The sequence below is a fragment of the Streptomyces sp. NPDC002476 genome (assembly GCF_042889785.1).
In the GTDB taxonomy this organism is placed as follows: domain Bacteria; phylum Actinomycetota; class Actinomycetes; order Streptomycetales; family Streptomycetaceae; genus Streptomyces.
On sequence record NZ_JBIARH010000028.1, the window covers coordinates 86,621 to 102,348 of the forward strand.

The following is a 15,728-nucleotide window of genomic DNA, read 5'->3' on the forward strand; positions in this document are numbered from 1 at the left end:
CGCGCGGTCGGTCCGTACGACCGCGTCATGGTGTAGCCGGCTGCACCATGACTCCGGGTGGGTGGTCCCTCGTGGCGGACCGTCCCGGCCGGTGATGATGAAGACCTCGCCCGCCGACCCCCGACCACGGAGGAAACACCATGAAATCGCCGCTCTGGATCGTTCTCGTCGCCGCGCTCGCCGCCAATGTGTTCGCGAGCTTCGGCGTGCCGAAGGAGAGCACGCAGATAGTGCTGAGCGTCGCCTCCGGTCTGATCGTGATCGGATCCGGTACCGGGCTGTGGATGCTGCGCGACCGCAAGGACGCCTGAGTCGGTTGCCGTAGTGAAATGTCGCTTTTGTTGTGAATTTAAGGATGGGTTGCGGTCGAGTCGGGACCACTATGTGGATGCCGTGGTGTACCTCGTGGGGCGCACTGGGACAATCGAAGTGCCACAACGGTTCTGTACGTCGCCTTCGTGAGCCGCCGGAGCGTGCGATGTCTGGGTGACGCCCTCAATGGGGAGGGGGACCGCTGGTGTCCCCGGGACGGGGCACCTTCGCGCGCGACGCCGACCCATGGAAGGCATTGATCAGATGCAGACCACCCCTGACCCCGTCACCCCGCACGCCACCGAGAGCCGGGTCATCGAGCCGCTGTACGCCGAGATCCTCCGCCGCAACCAGGGCGAGAAGGAGTTCCACCAGGCGGTGCGGGAGGTCCTGGAGACCCTCGGCCCGGTCCTCGTGAAGCGGCCGGAGTTCGTGGACGCCCGGATCGTCGAGCGGGTCTGCGAACCGGAGCGCCAGCTCATCTTCCGCGTGCCGTGGTCGGACGACTCCGGGGACATCCACGTCAACCGCGGCTTCCGCGTCGAGTTCAGCAGCTCGCTCGGCCCGTACAAGGGCGGCCTGCGCTTCCACCCCTCGGTCAACCTCGGCATCGTGAAGTTCCTCGGCTTCGAGCAGATCTTCAAGAACGCGCTCACCGGCATGCCCATCGGCGGCGGCAAGGGCGGCGCGGACTTCGACCCGAAGGGCCGCTCCGACGCCGAGATCATGCGGTTCTGCCAGTCGTTCATGACCGAACTCCACCGTCACCTCGGCGAGTACACGGACGTCCCCGCCGGTGACATCGGTGTCGGCGGCCGCGAGATCGGCTATCTGTTCGGCCAGTACAAGCGGATCACCAACCGCTACGAGTCCGGCGTCCTCACCGGAAAGGGCCTCGGCTGGGGCGGCTCCCAGGCGCGTACCGAGGCGACCGGCTACGGCTGCGTGCTCTTCACCGCCGAGATGCTGCGCAGCCGCGGCGAGTCCCTCGACGGGCAGCGCGTCGTCGTCTCGGGCTCCGGCAACGTCGCGATCTACGCCGTCGAGAAGGCCCAGCAGCTCGGGGCGACCGTCGTGACCTGCTCCGACTCCGACGGCTACGTCGTGGACGAGAAGGGCATCGACCTCGCCCTGCTCAAGGAGATCAAGGAGGCCGGCCGGGGCCGGATCTCCGAGTACGCCGCGCGCCGCGGCGAGCACGTCACGTACGTCCCCGGCAGCGGCGTCTGGAACGTCCCCTGCGACGTGGCCCTGCCCTGCGCCACCCAGAACGAGCTGCACGAGGCCGACGCCCTCGTGCTCGTGCGCAACGGCGTGAAGGCGGTCGCCGAGGGCGCCAACATGCCCACCACGCCGGAGGCCGTGCGCGTCTTCCAGGAGGCGGGCGTCGCCTTCGCCCCCGGCAAGGCCGCGAACGCGGGCGGCGTGGCCACCAGTGCCCTGGAGATGCAGCAGAACGCCTCGCGCGACTCGTGGACCTTCGCCCACACCGAGGAACGCCTCGCGGAGATCATGCGCCACATTCACGACTCCTGCTACGAGACCGCCGAGCGCTACGGCAGCCCCGGCAACTACGTGGTCGGCGCCAACATCGCCGGCTTCGAACTGGTCGCGGACGCGATGCTGGCGCAGGGCCTCATCTGATCCCTCCGCCCGGCGACACCACGGGCCCCACGACACCACGGGCCCCCACCCTCTCCGGGGTGGGGGCCCGTGGTGCTCGGTGCTCGTCACTCCCCGGCGGGAGCGACCCCGACCGGGCAGGAGACGCCCGTGCCGCCGATGCCGCAGTAGCCGGCCGGGTTCTTGTCCAGGTACTGCTGGTGGTATGCCTCGGCGGGCCAGAACGTGCGGTCCTCGGCCGGGAGGATCTCCGTGGTGATCGTGCCGTGGCCGGAGCCGGTGAGCACCTTCTGGTACGCCTCGCGGGAGGACTCGGCTGCCGCCGCCTGCTCGGGGGAGTGGGTGTGGATCGCGGAGCGGTACTGCGTACCGACGTCGTTGCCCTGGCGGAAGCCCTGGGTCGGGTCGTGGGACTCCCAGAACAGCTTCAGCAGCTGGGCATACGAGACGGTCCTCGGGTCGAAGACGACGCGGACCGCCTCCGTGTGACCGGTCAGGCCCGAGCAGACCTCCTCGTACGCGGGGTTCTCCGTGCAGCCGCCCTGGTAGCCGACGAGCGTCGTCCAGACGCCCTCCGTCTGCCAGAACTTGCGCTCGGCGCCCCAGAAGCAGCCGAGCGCGAAGTCCGCGATCTCCAGACCCTCCGGGTACGGGCCCAGCAGCGGGTTGCCGAGGACCGTGTGGCGGGACGGGACGGCGAACGTGGGCTCGGGGCGGCCCTTCAGGGCCTCCTCGGGGGTGGGGAGCTGGGGGGTGCGGCGGTACGGAAACATGCGGGGGCTCCTCCTGGCTGCGGATACATGGCCATAACGCGAGGAGGGCGCCGGGGATTCCGGCGCCCTCCTCGTACGCGTCGCACGGGCCTCGTACGCGTCGCACGGGCGGTCGTCGTGCCGCGACGACGTCCTATCGCGGCAGCGTCGCCGGGTTTCCGCCGTTCGCCTCGTAACCCGCGACCGCCAGTGCGCGGTGGACCGTGTACGCGGCGGCCGGGTCGGGGTTGTGGGTCCACGGCAGCGCGCCCACATGGCCGTCCACGCGGACGATCTGGTTCATCGCCTCCGACCAGCGCTCCATCCGGACCAGGAAGAAGACCAGCAGATGGCGCACGTGGGCGAGCATCGGATCGTCCTCCCGGGCCGCGTGCACCGCGAACAGGGCGCCCTCGACCGCCTTGGTCACCACCGCGCTCCGGTAGAAGCCCTGGACGAGGTTGACCTCCGGCAGGTGCTCGTACACCGCGAAGAGCGGCAGCGCCGCCAGCAGCGAGCCCTGCGGGGCGCGGGCGGCGGCCGAGGTGGCGAAGCGGTCGGCCTCCTCGCGGGAACCGTGCCACTTCTCGCACCAGTAGTGCAGCGCGGCGAGGTGCGCGCCCATGTGGGCCGGGGCGCGGTCGATCACCTTCGCCCACAGCTGGTCGAACTCCTCGTGGGAGTAACCGAGTCCGCGGGCCACGGCCAGCTCGACGAGATACGGAACGGGGTCGCCGGGCGCCAGCAGCGCCGCCTCGCCGCAGACCGTACGTGCCTCCTCCAGGATGATCCGGAAGTCGTCCGTACCCGCGGTCGACGAACGCCACGCCTGCTGCACCAGGAACTCGGCGTGCACTGCCGCGCCCCCCGCGTCCTTCGGCGCCTCGGCCCGCCACGTGCGCAGCCACGCACCGCCGACACCGGGCCGCTCCGCCAGTTCCAGCGAAGCCGCACCGGCGAACGCCTGCACCCGCTGCCAGCGCACCTCGCCCTCCTTGGGCGTGCCGGCCAGCAGCTGGGAGGCCGCGCGCCAGTCCTGGGAGCGCTGGACCACTTCGAGTACGTCGAGGAGATCCTGGTCCGGACCCGGCAGCCGGATGTCCAGCTCCTCCTGGCGTGCGAAGCCGTAGGCGTCCGGGTCGGCGGCGTCCGGTGAACCGGGCGCGACCTGACGGATGTGGCCGCGGCGGCGCAGCACGAAGGGGCCGATGATCGCGGTGATCATGCACAGCGCGATCAGGAACCAGAGAATCTCCATGCCCCCATTGTCACCGGACGGCCCGGAAGCGGGGTGGGGGACCTCGTGACGAACTACGCTCGGGCCCCATGAGCGACCAGCACAGCTTCGAAACCCTCGCGATCCACGCGGGAAACACCGCCGATCCCCTCACCGGCGCCGTCGTCCCGCCCATCTACCAGGTGTCCACGTACAAGCAGGACGGTGTGGGCGGGCTGCGCGGCGGCTACGAGTACAGCCGCAGCGCCAACCCGACCCGTACCGCCCTGGAGGACAACCTCGCGGCCCTGGAGGGCGGCCGTCGGGGTCTGGCCTTCGCCTCCGGTCTCGCCGCCGAGGACTGCCTGCTCCGCACCCTGCTGACCCCCGGTGACCACGTGGTCATCCCGAACGACGCGTACGGCGGCACGTTCCGGCTGTTCGCGAAGGTCGTCTCGCGGTGGGGCGTGGAGTTCTCGGTAGCCGACACCTCGGACGTGTCGGCGGTACGGGAAGCGATCACCCCGCGCACCAAGGCGATCTGGGTGGAGACCCCGTCCAACCCGCTGCTCGGCATCACCGACATCGCCGCGATCGCCGATGTGGCCCGCTCGGCGGGGGCGCGGCTGGTCGTCGACAACACCTTCGCCAGCCCCTACCTCCAGCAGCCCCTCGCCCTGGGGGCCGACGTGGTGGTGCACTCCACGACCAAGTACATGGGCGGCCACTCGGATGTCGTCGGCGGCGCGCTGATCGTCAACGACCCCGGTCTGGCAGAGGAGTTGGCGTACCACCAGAACGCGATGGGGGCGGTGGCCGGACCGTTCGACGCGTGGCTGGTGCTGCGTGGCATCAAGACGCTCGCGGTCCGCATGGACCGGCACAGCGAGAACGCCACGAAGATCGCCGACCTGCTGACCCGTCACCCCAAGGTCACCCAGGTCCTCTACCCGGGTCTGCCCGAGCATGCGGGGCACGAGGTCGCCGCCAAGCAGATGAAGGCGTTCGGCGGCATGGTGTCGTTCCGCGTCGCGGGCGGCGAGGAGGCGGCGGTCCAGGTCTGCAACCGGGCCGAGCTGTTCACCCTCGGTGAGTCGCTGGGCGGTGTCGAGTCCCTGGTGGAGCACCCGGGCCGGATGACGCACGCCTCGGCGGCGGGCTCCCCGCTGGAGGTTCCGGCCGACCTCGTCCGGCTCTCCGTCGGCATCGAGTCCGCCGACGACCTGATCGCCGACCTGACGCAGGCGCTCGGCTGACGCAACCGGCCCCGGTCCGGATCCGGCCCGGCACCGATCCCGGACCGGGTCCCGGTCCCTGTCCCGTTCCGGGACCGGGACCGGGAACAGGACCGGGAACAGGACCGGGAACAGGACCGGGAACAGGACCGGGAACAGGACCGGGAACAGGACCGGGAACAGGACCGGGAACGGGAACGACCGGCGGAGACGCAGCACCGGCCCGCCGCGTATCCGCGCTCACCAGCCGTCCGCCGGGGTCGTCGCGGCGGGCGGCGTCCGCCACGGCTGTGCCGTGGCCGCCCACACCGTGAACGCGACCACCGCGGCGAACGCCACCACCAGCAGCAGCCTGCGGGCGAGCCGCCGTCGGCGCAGCAGCCTGCCGCCGCGCGTCACGGCCCGTCGCGCCAGGTCGGCGGGCACCTGCGGGTGCGGGCCGTCCAGCATGCGCCGGACCTCGTCCTCCTTGTCGCCGCGGCGGCTCACGGCGCCGCCCGCATCGGCCGTCGTGGCTGCCGGGTCTTCTCGGGGCTCCGACGCGATCGCCGCGGCAGCCACCGGGAGGCGGGGCGGCGGGTGCCGCGCAACGTGGCCACCGAGCGGTGGCAGACCGCCCGGAGCCGGTCCACCGGAAGCCCCAGCAGCGCCGCCGCCTGTTCCTCCGCGACCCCTTCGTACAGACGCAGCACCAGTACCAGGCGTTCCTGCGGGGTCAGCGGGTCCAGCGGCCCGCCGCGCGGACGGTGGTGGCGCCAGACCTCATGGGCGAACCGGTCGACCAGTTCCCGCCGGGCGCGGTCGTACGGGTCCTCGCCGCGCAGCCGTTCCCACCGCGCGTACGTGCGGGCCAGCGCGGCGGTGAGCAGTCGCCGGGCCCGCGGGTTGGCGCCGGGCGGGCGCAGGGGCTCGGTGGTGAGCAGCGTGGCCGTGTGCAGCAGCCGGCCCGCCGCGCCCGCCACGAAGGACTCGAAGTCCCGGGCGCGGTGCCGTTCGTGGTCCACTCGGCGCTCTCGCACACGGCACATCCGAGCCGCTGCCGGGGCCCCGGGTCAAGAGGCGTGCGCCGGCCCGGCCCGGCCGGTCGTCCGGTGCGTCGGCCGGTGCGTCCGGTCCTCCGGGGAGCGGTCAGCCCGACGGGGGCGTCTGGTGCGCGGTCTGCCGGGCGGCGAGCGCCGCGTTGAACCGGGTGAGCAGCGTGCAGAACGTCTCGCGTTCCTCGGTCGTCCAGCCGTCCGTGACCTGCGTCATGAGTTCGCGCCGGGAGCCGCGCACCTCGGCCAGCCGTGCCTGGCCGCGCGGGGACAGCTGGAGCACCACGGCCCGGCCGTCCTCCGGGTGCGAGGTGCGCTTGACCAGGCCCGTGTCGACGAGCGGCGCGACCTGCCGGGTCACGGTCGAGGAGTCGATCCCCATGCCCGCGGCCAGGGCCTTGACGCCCATCGGCCCCTCCCGGTCCAGCCGGTTGAGCAGCAGATAGGCGGCCCGGTCCATGGAATTGCGCACCTGGCCGACGCCGCCGAGGCGGGTCTGCTCGGCACGGCGGGCGAACACCGCGACCTGGTGCTGGAGCGCGTCCAGGACGTGCTCGGTTTCCGCGGGCTCGGGGGCCGCGTCCCCGGAAGGAGACGCAGCTGTCGTCATGTCCTGAGGGGGCATGGCCGGGAGCTCTCTTCGTACGGTGTCGGATGGGTGGGGGACAGAGTACGCGGCCCCGGGGCAACGCGTACCAGTGCTGCACAAACCCGTGAACACCGGCGCAGGACGGGACCGTGGACGACGCGGCGGATCCCCGTCGGGCTGCGAGACTTGCCGTATGGACTTCCGCACTCCCGGCCATCATCCCCCGCTCATCCTCGACGACGTCCGCGGGGCGCAGAAGATGCTCTCCGGCGTGGCCAGGGTGACGCCCATGGAAGGCAGCCGTCACCTGTCGGGCCTCGTCGGGGCCCCGGTCCACCTCAAGTGCGAGAACCTCCAGCGCACGGGTTCGTTCAAGCTGCGCGGCGCCTACGTGCGGATCGCCGGCCTGTCTCCGGTGGAGCGGGCGGCCGGGGTCGTCGCGGCGAGCGCCGGGAACCACGCGCAGGGTGTCGCGCTCGCGTCCTCGCTGCTCGGCGTGCGCTCGACGGTCTTCATGCCGGTCGGGGCGCCGCTGCCGAAGGTGGCCGCCACCCGCCAGTACGGGGCGGAGGTCCGGCTGCACGGCCACGTCGTCGACGAGGCGCTGGCCGCCGCGCAGGAGTACGCGCGGGAGACCGGCGCGGTCCTCATCCACCCCTTCGACCACCCCGACATCATCGCCGGGCAGGGCACGGTCGGCCTGGAGATCCTCGAACAGTGCCCCGAGGTGCGCACGATCGTCGTCGGGGTCGGCGGCGGCGGGCTCGTCGCGGGTGTCGCGCTGGCGGTGAAGGCGCTGCGGCCCGACGTACGGGTCGTGGGCGTGCAGGCGGCGGGAGCGGCCGGCTATCCGCCCTCGCTGGCCGCGGGACACCCGGTGTCGATCGGCTCGTTGAACACGATGGCCGACGGCATCAAGGTGGGGCGGCCCGGCGAGGTGCCGTTCAAGATCGTCCGGGAGCTGGTCGACGAGGTGCGTACGGTCTCCGAGGACGAGCTGTCCAGCGCGCTGCTGCTCTGCCTGGAGCGGGCGAAGCTGGTGGTGGAACCGGCGGGCGCGAGCCCGGTCGCGGCGCTGCTGAGCGATCCGGAGTCGTTCCGCGGACCGGTGGTGGCGCTGCTGTCGGGCGGCAACGTCGACCCGTTGCTGATGCAGCGCGTCCTGACCCACGGCATGGTGGCGGCCGGGCGCTACCTGAGCCTGCGGCTGCGGCTGTCCGACCGGCCGGGGGCGCTGGCCACGCTGCTCGGCGTGCTCTCGGTGGTCGACGCCAACGTGCTCGACATCGGACACGTCCGTACCGATCCCCGGCTCGGGCTGACCGAGGTCGAGGTGGAGCTCCAACTGGAGACGAAGGGGCCGGAGCACTGCGAGGAGGTCTCGGAGGCGCTGCGCGAGGCCGGCTATCTGGTGATGGGCTGAGGTCCGGGCCAGGGCCGGGCCGCACCGGATCGGGCCGGGTCGCGTTTGCCGTGCGTGCTCCCGTGCGTGGCGCTTCACGTGTTCGCGTACGCGGTGCTTCGCCCCGTGAACGCGCGGGTGCCGCCGGACCCTTCCGGGTCGGCGGCACCCCGCGTCGTCGATGCCTGCGGATCAGCCGGTGTAGGGCTTCGCCGCGAGGATCTTCACGCTTGCCATCTTGCCGTTCGGCAGCTCGTACTCGGCCACGTCGCCCGTGCGCTTGCCGTTGACGCCGGTGCCGAGCGGCGACTGCGGGGAGTACGTCTCGATTTCCGAGCTCGCGTACTCGCGGGAGGCGAGCAGGAAGGTCAGGGCGTCGTCCGGGTCGCCGTCGAACGCGATGGTGACGACCATGCCGGGCTCGACCACGCCGTCGTCGGCGGGTGCCTCGCCGACCTTCGCCTGCTCCAGGAGCTGGGTGAGCTGGCGCACACGCAGCTCCATCTTGCCCTGCTCCTCCTTGGCCGCGTGGTAGCCGCCATTCTCTCGGAGGTCACCCTCCTCACGGGCCGCCGCGATCTTTACGGAGATTTCCGTGCGCGCGGGACCAGACAGGTACTCCAGCTCGGCCTTGAGCTGGTTGTACGCCTCCTGCGTGAGCCAGGTGACGTTTTCGCTGGTCTGGGTCACAGGGTGCTCCTCGTCGGTGCTGGGAATACAAAGCATCGCCCTACCCGTAAGCATGTGCCTCTACAGGTGGGCGAAACCACGAGCCTAACAATTCACCGGGAAAAGGGGGAGAAGGTAAATCACCAGGACTGCGTACGTGCAGGTCAGCGGCTGTCGGAGCCGCCTGGTGTCGCTGTGCGGCGGGTCAGTTCGCCGGGCCGCCGTCGGCGGTGCAGCCGATCAGCTCGACGCTGGTCGCCCTCGCGGTCGTACGCAACGACACGATGCGGTCCATGCGGCCGGTGCGGTCGTCGAAGCGGAAGTCCTTGCGGGCCACGTCGCTGCCGTCCTCGTGCTGGGCGCGGAGGGTGCAGTAGCCCTTGGTGTCCGCGTCCTTGCGCACCTCCAGGTGCACGTCGACCCGCTCGTCGGAGACGACCTGGCGCTTGATGATCTCGGCGCTGATCTGCTGGCCGGAGATGTAGTCGTAGCCGAACCACCCGATCACACCGAGGAAGGCGACGCCGAGCACCGAACCGATGATCCTGAGCCTGCGGTCGGCGCGCTCGTCCGCGGAGCGGCCGTAGCGGTTCTCCGGAAGCGCGTCGCGCACCGCCGTCATGATCGTTCCTCCCGTGCCGGGGACCGAGGAATTTTCCGCCCCCCGGTTCGGTCACTATAGAAGCCCCGGACCGCCACCCGACCACCACCCCGCGCCCACGTCCCGCGGGGGCGACACACCACGTCGACGTCGACGACACACGACGGCGATGCTGACGACACACGACGTCGACGTCGACGACACCGCGTAATCGCGACCGGATCGCGACCGATCACTGAGGACCGAGATTGACTGAGCAGCTGCGTTTGATGGCCGTTCACGCCCACCCCGACGACGAATCGAGCAAGGGCGCGGCAACGATGGCCAAGTATGTGTCCGAGGGGGTGGACGTGCTGGTGGTGACCTGCACGGGAGGCGAGCGCGGCTCCATCCTCAACCCGAAGCTCCAGGGGGACGCGTACGTCGAGGAACACATCCACGAGGTGCGCAGGAAAGAGATGGACGAGGCCCGGGAGATCCTGGGCGTCAGGCAGGAGTGGCTCGGCTTCGTCGACTCGGGGCTGCCCGAGGGCGACCCGCTGCCGCCGCTGCCCGAGGGCTGCTTCGCGCTGGAGGACGAGGAGAAGGCCGCGGGACGGCTCGTCCGCAGCATCCGCGCGTTCCGGCCGCAGGTCATCACGACGTACGACGAGAACGGCGGGTACCCGCACCCCGACCACATCATGACCCACAAGATCACGATGATCGCGTTCGAGGGCGCGACGGACACCGAGACCTTCCCGGAGTCGGAGTTCGGACCGGCCTGGCAGCCGCAGAAGCTCTACTACAACCAGGGCTTCAACCGGCCGCGCACGGTGGCGCTCCACGAGGCCCTGCTGGCCCGGGGCCTGGAGTCCCCGTACGGCGACTGGCTCAAGCGCTGGAAGGAGTTCGAGCGCGAGGAGCGCACCCTCACCACGCACGTCCCGTGCGCGGACTTCTTCGAGATCCGCGACAAGGCGCTGATCGCGCACGCGACGCAGATCGACCCCGACGGCGGCTGGTTCCGCGTCCCGATGGACCTCCAGAAGGAGGTCTGGCCGACCGAGGAGTACGAGCTGGCGAAGTCCCTCGTTGATACCTCCCTCCCCGAGAGCGACCTCTTCGCAGGCATCCGCGACAATGCCTGATATGTACGCGACTCAGGCACTGACCGACCTCGTCACGCTTGCCGACACGTTCGACAAGAACAAGGTGACCCCCGGCGTCCTCGGCTTCATCGTCTTCGCGGCGCTCGCCGTCGGCGTGTGGATGCTGATGAAGTCCATGAACCGGCACATGGACAGGGTCGACTTCGAGGAGGCCCCGGATCCCGCGGCGACGGCCGACGCCGCCGCGGGGGCGGGCGCCGCGAAGCGCAAGTAGGGCAAGTACGAGCGCGGAAGCGGGCGGAGCGGGCACGGCGCGCCGCCCGCCGCGCACCAGTGCCGCCGTGCCCGCCATGCCCATCACCTCCCGGGCGTGGCGGGCGCGGCCGCATGCCCCGGGGCGGCCTTGTGCGCGCGTCGCGCCCCGGGCCTCATGGCGCCGGGCCTCCTGCCCGTCGGCCGTGACCGGTTGTCCTGCCCGTCGGCCGCACCCGGCGTCCTCCGGCCGCGTTCCGCGGTCCCGCGCCGCCGCGCGGCCGTGAACCACCGTGTGATCCCGAGCACTCGCGTACGGCCGTGAACACCTCCACGAACTCCTCCGGTCCGCCGTCGCGGTGCCCTCGGGCTTCGTGTTCGCGCCCTCGGCGACTCCGGGTCGCACCGGGCGACGTGGCTACCGTCACACGATTTCTTCCGGCCGCTGTTCGCCTCCTGTTCTCGTCCGCCTCCGGTCCGTCCGCGGGCGGCGCCCGTCCGGCCCGCCCGGCCTGTCCGAAGCACCCGAACCGTCCGGCCCGTCCGGCCCGCCCCACCCCGACCCCGGAGAACCCGAAGTGACCATCCCTCCCCCCAGCCGGCAGCACGAGCACCGGCCCGCCCGGACCGGGACCGTTCCGAACCCGTCCGTCACCGCCCCGGCACCGGACAAGGGCGACCTCGGCCGGCTGCCGTGGCCGCTGCGGCGGCTCACGCCCGGCGACCGCGAGGTGCTGTGGCTGTACCTGCTGACCCGGGTGGGCATCTGGACCGTCGCGTACTGCACCCGCTGGCTGTTCGCCGACGACGGCCAGAGCCGGCACGCCGATGAGTTCTTCTCGTCGTGGCAGCGGTGGGACTGGTGGCACTACCTGCACATAGCCCAGGAGGGCTACTTCCCGGACGGGCAGGGGCCCTGGACGTCCGAGTGGGACAACAGGGAGGCGTTCTTCCCCGGCTTCCCCTTGCTGCTGCGGGCCGTCCACGTGATCGTCCCGAGCTGGCCCGCGGCGGGTGCCCTGATCTCCTTCGTCGCCGGGGGCGTCGCCGTACTGGCCCTCGCCCGGATCGCCCGGCTGTACCTGCCGCAGGACGAGGCCGGGCCCCGGGCGGCCCTGTTCTTCCTGCTCTCCCCGTGCGCGGTCTTCCTGGCCGCCGGTTACACCGAGGCCCTCTTCCTCGCCCTGGCCCTGCCCGCCTGGCTGGCCGCCCAGCGTCTCAACTGGCCGCTCGCGGCCGTGCTGACGACCCTGGCCACGACCGTCCGGGTCAGCGGTCTCTTCCTCGCCGCGGCCCTCGCCGTCCACTTCCTGGTCACCGCCCGCACCGCCGCCCACTGGCGCCGCCTCCCCTGGCTGTTCCTGCCCGCCCTCGCCCCGCTCCTGTACAGCTGGTACCTGCACGCGCACACCGGCGACTGGATGGCCTGGAAGCACGCCGAGGAGCGCGGCTGGTACCGCGACTTCCACGCACCCTGGGAAGCCTGGGCGAACACCTGGCACGCCGCCTTCGGCCACTCCCAGGCCACCGGGTATGCCCTGATGAGCCAGGCCGAGCTGCTCGCCATGCTGGTCGGCGTCGCCCTGTGCGGCGTGCTGCTGTGGCGCAGGCGCTGGCCGGAGGCCGCGTACATCGGGCTGAGCCTGTGGGCCCTGGGCACCTCCTACTGGTACACGTCCATCCCCCGGGCGACCCTCCTGTGGTGGCCCCTGTGGGTCGGGCTCGCCGTGTGGAGCCTGCGCAGGCCCCTGGTCAAGACCGCCTATCTCGCCGTCGCCGCCCCCCTGATGACCGTCGTCGCCGTCACCTTCCTCTCCGGGCGCTGGGCCGGCTGAGACGGGGCGCGCCGGGGCGGCCGGGACGGAGCGCGATGGGCCGGCCGGGAGGGAGCGCGGTGGAAGGCGGGCCCGTCCGGGCCGCGGGGCCCCGAGGCGTACGCCGCGCCCCGTGCCGTGGGCGCGTCGTTCCCTCGTGTGCGACAGGATGGGGCCATGGCCAACCGACTCGCGCACGCCACGTCCCCGTACCTGCTCCAGCACGCGGACAATCCCGTCGACTGGTGGCCGTGGGAGCCCGCCGCGTTCGAGGAGGCGCGTCGGCGCGGCGTGCCCGTGTTCCTGAGCGTCGGGTACAGCTCCTGCCACTGGTGCCACGTCCTCGCCCACGAGAGCTTCGAGGACGAGGAGACGGCCGCCTTCATGAACGCGCACTTCGTGTCCGTGAAGGTGGACCGCGAGGAGCGCCCCGATGTCGACGCCGTCTACATGGAGGCGCTCCAGGCGGCGACCGGGCAGGGCGGCTGGCCGATGTCGGTGTTCATGACCTCCGAGGGCCGGCCGTTCTACTTCGGCACGTACTTCCCGCCCGAGCCGCGGCACGGCATGCCGTCGTTCAAGCAGGTGCTGGAGGGGGTGCGGGCGGCCTGGGCCGAGCGGCCCGACGAGGTGACCGAGGTGGCGGGGAGGATCGCGCGGGATCTGGCCGGGCGGCAGATGGACCTCACGCAGGCCGGACCGCCCGGCGAGGCGGAGCTCGCCCGCGCGCTGCTCGAACTCACCCGTACGTACGACCCGGAGACCGGATGGTTCGGCGGGGACACGAAGTTCCCGGCGGGCATGGTCGTGGAGTTCCTGCTCCGCCACCACGCCCGGACCGAGTCCCAGGGAGCCCTCGACATGGCCGTGGGGCTGTGCCGGGCGATGGCCGGGTCGAGCCTGTTCGACCAGGTCGGAGGCGGCTTCCACCGGTACGTGCTGCGTCAGCGCCCCGGCGGACCCCTGGTACCGCACTTCGAGAAGATGCTCTACGACAACGCGCAGCTCTGCCGGGTGTACACGCACCTGTGGCGGGCGACGGGCTCGGCGGAGGCCCGCCGGGTCGCTCTGGAGACCGCCGACTTCATGGTGCGCGAACTGCGCACCGCCGAGGGCGGTTTCGCCTCCGCGCTCGACGCCGACAGCGTCGAGGACACCAACGGCGCCGGGAAGGCAGAGAACGCGGTCGGGGCCGGTCGCCATGTCGAGGGCGCGTACTACGTGTGGACTCCCGAGCAGCTGCGCGATGTCCTCGGGGAGCAGGACGCGGCCTTCGCCGCCGCGTACTTCGACGTGACGGAGGAGGGCACCTTCGAGGGGGGCGCCTCCGTCCTCCGGTCGGCCGGTGCGCAGCCCGACGCGGACGGGGAGCGGGTCGCCGACGTACGGGCCCGGCTGCTGGCCGCCCGTGAGGAGCGCCCCTGCCCCGGGCGGGACGACAAGGTGGTCGCCGCCTGGAACGGCCTGGCGATCGCCGCACTCGCCGAGACGGGGGCCTGCTTCGACCGGCCCGACCTGGTCGAACGGGCCACCGAGGCGGCGGATCTGCTGGTCCGGGTCCACATGGGGGGCACCGCTCGGCTGGCCCGTACCTCCAAGGACGGCCGGGCCGGCGAGCACGCCGGGGTCCTGGAGGACTACGGAGACGTGGCGGAGGGCTTCCTCGCCCTGGCCGCGGTCACCGGCGAGGGCGTCTGGCTGGAGTTCGCCGGTTTCCTGCTCGACATCGTGCTCCAGCACTTCACCGGCGAGGGCGGGCAGTTGTACGACACGGCGGACGACGCCGAGCAGCTGATCCGCCGCCCGCAGGACCCCACCGACAATGCGGCCCCGGCGGGCTGGACGGCGGCGGCCGGCGCGCTCCTCTCGTACGCCGCGCACACCGGTTCGCAGGCCCATCGCGCCGCCGCGGAAGGGGCGTTGGGCGTGGTGAAAACGCTCGGCCCGCGGGTGCCCCGGTTCATCGGCTGGGGGCTCGCCGTCGCCGAGGCGCTGCTCGACGGGCCGCGCGAGGTGGCGGTCGCCGGTCCGGTCGGGGGCGAACTGCACCGCACGGCGCTGCTGGGACGGGCGCCCGGCGCGGTGGTGGCGGCAGGGGAGACGGGCGGAGCGGAGTTCCCGCTGCTGGCGGACCGGCCGATGGTGGGCGGCGCGCCGACGGCGTACGTGTGCCGGCACTTCGTGTGCGACGCCCCGACGACGGATCCGGAGGAGCTGGCCCGGCGCCTGGGATCCGGCCCGTCAGCCCCGTCAGCCCCGTCAGCCCCGTCAGGACCGTCCGGCCCGGGCCGCCGCTCGTCCTGAGAGGCGGGCGGCGGTACGCCATCGGCCGGACACCGGCCCGGGGCCCCGGACGCGCTCCCGGCCGGGGCCGGGAGGAGCACCACGGCGTCGGGCCGCGGCATCGGGCCCGGCTACCGGGTTCATTCGCAGTGCACCGGGCTTCATCCCGGTGGTGAAGCGAATCTGAGAACTGCTCTGAGCTCAGCTGTGTGCACGGGTCTGCACTGTTGGCCTCAGCCCGGGTCGGAGCGGCCGGTTCTGCTGCTCGATGTACTGCTTGACGGTGCTGAGGGGCGCGTCGCCGACGGACCCGGCGAAGTAGGACCCGGACCACAGGCGTTGCGCGCGCCAGTAGTGGCGGACGAGGTCGGGGAACTCCTGGCGGAGTCTGCGTGAGGAGACGCCCTTGAGGGAGTTCACCAGCCTGGACACGGCGACCTTCGGAGGGAAGTTCACGAGTAGGTGGACGTGGTTGGCCTCGCCGTTGAACTCGACCAGCTCGGCCTCGAAGTCCTCGCACACGCTCCGCGTGATCTCTTCGCACCGCGTCAGGTGCCGGTCGGCGAAGACGGAGTGCCGGTACTTGGTCACGAAAACCAAATGGACGTGAAGGCGGAAGACGCGGTGACGGCCTGTACGAATGTTCTCATCGATATCCATAAACCAACTGTTTATCGTGATTGGCGTGCGGCTTCGGCACAGCTTCCGCCTGTACCCGAGCGCCGGTCAGCGCACGGCGTTGGCACGGGCGTTCGGGTGCGCGCGGGTGGTCTACAACGACGCCCTCAGGGCGCGGGAGACCGCCCGCAGCCAGGGGCTGCCCTTCCCGAAGACCGGCGACCTGTCCAAAGCGCT

General features: G+C 71.8%; 17 protein-coding genes. 9 read left to right on the top strand and 8 right to left on the bottom strand.

From position 1 onward, the window contains the following. Positions 1-140 precede the first annotated feature (140 nt). Together ACFYXM_RS26875 and gdhA are read left to right on the top strand one after the other, a co-directional pair. Positions 141-311 (top strand): hypothetical protein, encoded by a 171-nt coding sequence (locus ACFYXM_RS26875; RefSeq protein ID WP_389293050.1) that lies wholly within the window; start codon positions 141-143, stop codon positions 309-311. Between the two features lie 265 nt (positions 312-576). Then, the gene (gene gdhA, locus ACFYXM_RS26880; protein ID WP_389293052.1) at positions 577-1,956 is read left to right on the top strand and encodes an NADP-specific glutamate dehydrogenase; all 1,380 of its coding nucleotides are present in this window, start codon (positions 577-579) and stop codon (positions 1,954-1,956) included. A gap of 86 nt (positions 1,957-2,042) precedes the next feature. Here gdhA and msrA read toward each other — a convergent pair whose 3' ends face one another. Both msrA and ACFYXM_RS26890 read right to left on the bottom strand, forming a co-directional pair. Further along, complete coding sequence (gene msrA, locus ACFYXM_RS26885) at positions 2,043-2,708, bottom strand: peptide-methionine (S)-S-oxide reductase MsrA (RefSeq protein ID WP_389293053.1); 666 nt, start codon at positions 2,706-2,708, stop codon at positions 2,043-2,045. A 133-nt stretch (positions 2,709-2,841) separates the two neighbouring features. Continuing rightward, the gene (locus ACFYXM_RS26890; RefSeq protein ID WP_389293054.1) at positions 2,842-3,945 is read right to left on the bottom strand and encodes a hypothetical protein; all 1,104 of its coding nucleotides are present in this window, start codon (positions 3,943-3,945) and stop codon (positions 2,842-2,844) included. A gap of 68 nt (positions 3,946-4,013) precedes the next feature. On the opposite strand from ACFYXM_RS26890, the gene ACFYXM_RS26895 reads away from it, so the two are divergent. After that, the gene (locus ACFYXM_RS26895; RefSeq protein WP_389293055.1) at positions 4,014-5,159 is read left to right on the top strand and encodes a cystathionine gamma-synthase; all 1,146 of its coding nucleotides are present in this window, start codon (positions 4,014-4,016) and stop codon (positions 5,157-5,159) included. A gap of 219 nt (positions 5,160-5,378) precedes the next feature. Here ACFYXM_RS26895 and ACFYXM_RS26900 read toward each other — a convergent pair whose 3' ends face one another. The 3 genes from ACFYXM_RS26900 to ACFYXM_RS26910 form a co-directional block, all read right to left on the bottom strand. After that, positions 5,379-5,627, bottom strand: coding sequence for a hypothetical protein (locus tag ACFYXM_RS26900; protein WP_073781675.1), 249 nt, complete (start codon positions 5,625-5,627; stop codon positions 5,379-5,381). Next, positions 5,624-6,157 (bottom strand): RNA polymerase, encoded by a 534-nt coding sequence (locus ACFYXM_RS26905; RefSeq protein WP_389293057.1) that lies wholly within the window; start codon positions 6,155-6,157, stop codon positions 5,624-5,626. Before ACFYXM_RS26905 ends, ACFYXM_RS26900 begins: the two co-directional genes overlap by 4 nt. Positions 6,158-6,266: 109 nt before the next feature. Next, a complete protein-coding gene (locus ACFYXM_RS26910) occupies positions 6,267-6,797 on the bottom strand; it encodes a MarR family winged helix-turn-helix transcriptional regulator (RefSeq protein WP_389293059.1) in 531 nt (176 codons plus the stop codon). 157 nt (positions 6,798-6,954) lie between these two features. Between ACFYXM_RS26910 and ilvA the strand changes: the two genes are divergently transcribed. Continuing rightward, a complete protein-coding gene (ilvA, locus tag ACFYXM_RS26915; protein WP_389293061.1) occupies positions 6,955-8,184 on the top strand; it encodes a threonine ammonia-lyase in 1,230 nt (409 codons plus the stop codon). 171 nt (positions 8,185-8,355) lie between these two features. Here ilvA and greA read toward each other — a convergent pair whose 3' ends face one another. Beyond that, complete coding sequence (greA, locus tag ACFYXM_RS26920) at positions 8,356-8,853, bottom strand: transcription elongation factor GreA (RefSeq protein ID WP_389293063.1); 498 nt, start codon at positions 8,851-8,853, stop codon at positions 8,356-8,358. A 184-nt stretch (positions 8,854-9,037) separates the two neighbouring features. Beyond that, positions 9,038-9,454: a DUF4307 domain-containing protein gene (locus tag ACFYXM_RS26925; RefSeq protein ID WP_389293065.1), complete on the bottom strand. Its 417-nt coding sequence runs from the start codon at positions 9,452-9,454 to the stop codon at positions 9,038-9,040. A 227-nt stretch (positions 9,455-9,681) separates the two neighbouring features. On the opposite strand from ACFYXM_RS26925, the gene mca reads away from it, so the two are divergent. The 4 genes from mca (at position 9,682) to ACFYXM_RS26945 (ending at position 14,894) form a co-directional block, all read left to right on the top strand. After that, positions 9,682-10,563 (top strand): mycothiol conjugate amidase Mca, encoded by an 882-nt coding sequence (gene mca / locus ACFYXM_RS26930; RefSeq protein WP_389293067.1) that lies wholly within the window; start codon positions 9,682-9,684, stop codon positions 10,561-10,563. Between the two features lies 1 nt (position 10,564). Next, positions 10,565-10,798, top strand: coding sequence for a hypothetical protein (locus tag ACFYXM_RS26935; protein ID WP_389293069.1), 234 nt, complete (start codon positions 10,565-10,567; stop codon positions 10,796-10,798). A 556-nt stretch (positions 10,799-11,354) separates the two neighbouring features. Then, entirely contained in the window at positions 11,355-12,611 is a 1,257-nt protein-coding gene (locus ACFYXM_RS26940) for a mannosyltransferase family protein (RefSeq protein WP_389293071.1), read from the top strand. A gap of 156 nt (positions 12,612-12,767) precedes the next feature. After that, a complete protein-coding gene (locus ACFYXM_RS26945; protein ID WP_389293073.1) occupies positions 12,768-14,894 on the top strand; it encodes a thioredoxin domain-containing protein in 2,127 nt (708 codons plus the stop codon). Positions 14,895-15,074: 180 nt separating this feature from the next. Here the strand turns inward: ACFYXM_RS26945 and tnpA are convergent, their stop codons facing one another. Beyond that, the gene (gene tnpA / locus ACFYXM_RS26950) at positions 15,075-15,533 is read right to left on the bottom strand and encodes an IS200/IS605 family transposase (RefSeq protein ID WP_389293076.1); all 459 of its coding nucleotides are present in this window, start codon (positions 15,531-15,533) and stop codon (positions 15,075-15,077) included. 25 nt (positions 15,534-15,558) lie between these two features. On the opposite strand from tnpA, the gene ACFYXM_RS26955 reads away from it, so the two are divergent. Next, positions 15,559-15,728, top strand: a 170-nt coding sequence (locus ACFYXM_RS26955) for a helix-turn-helix domain-containing protein (protein WP_389293097.1), incomplete at its 3' end; no start/stop codon positions are given.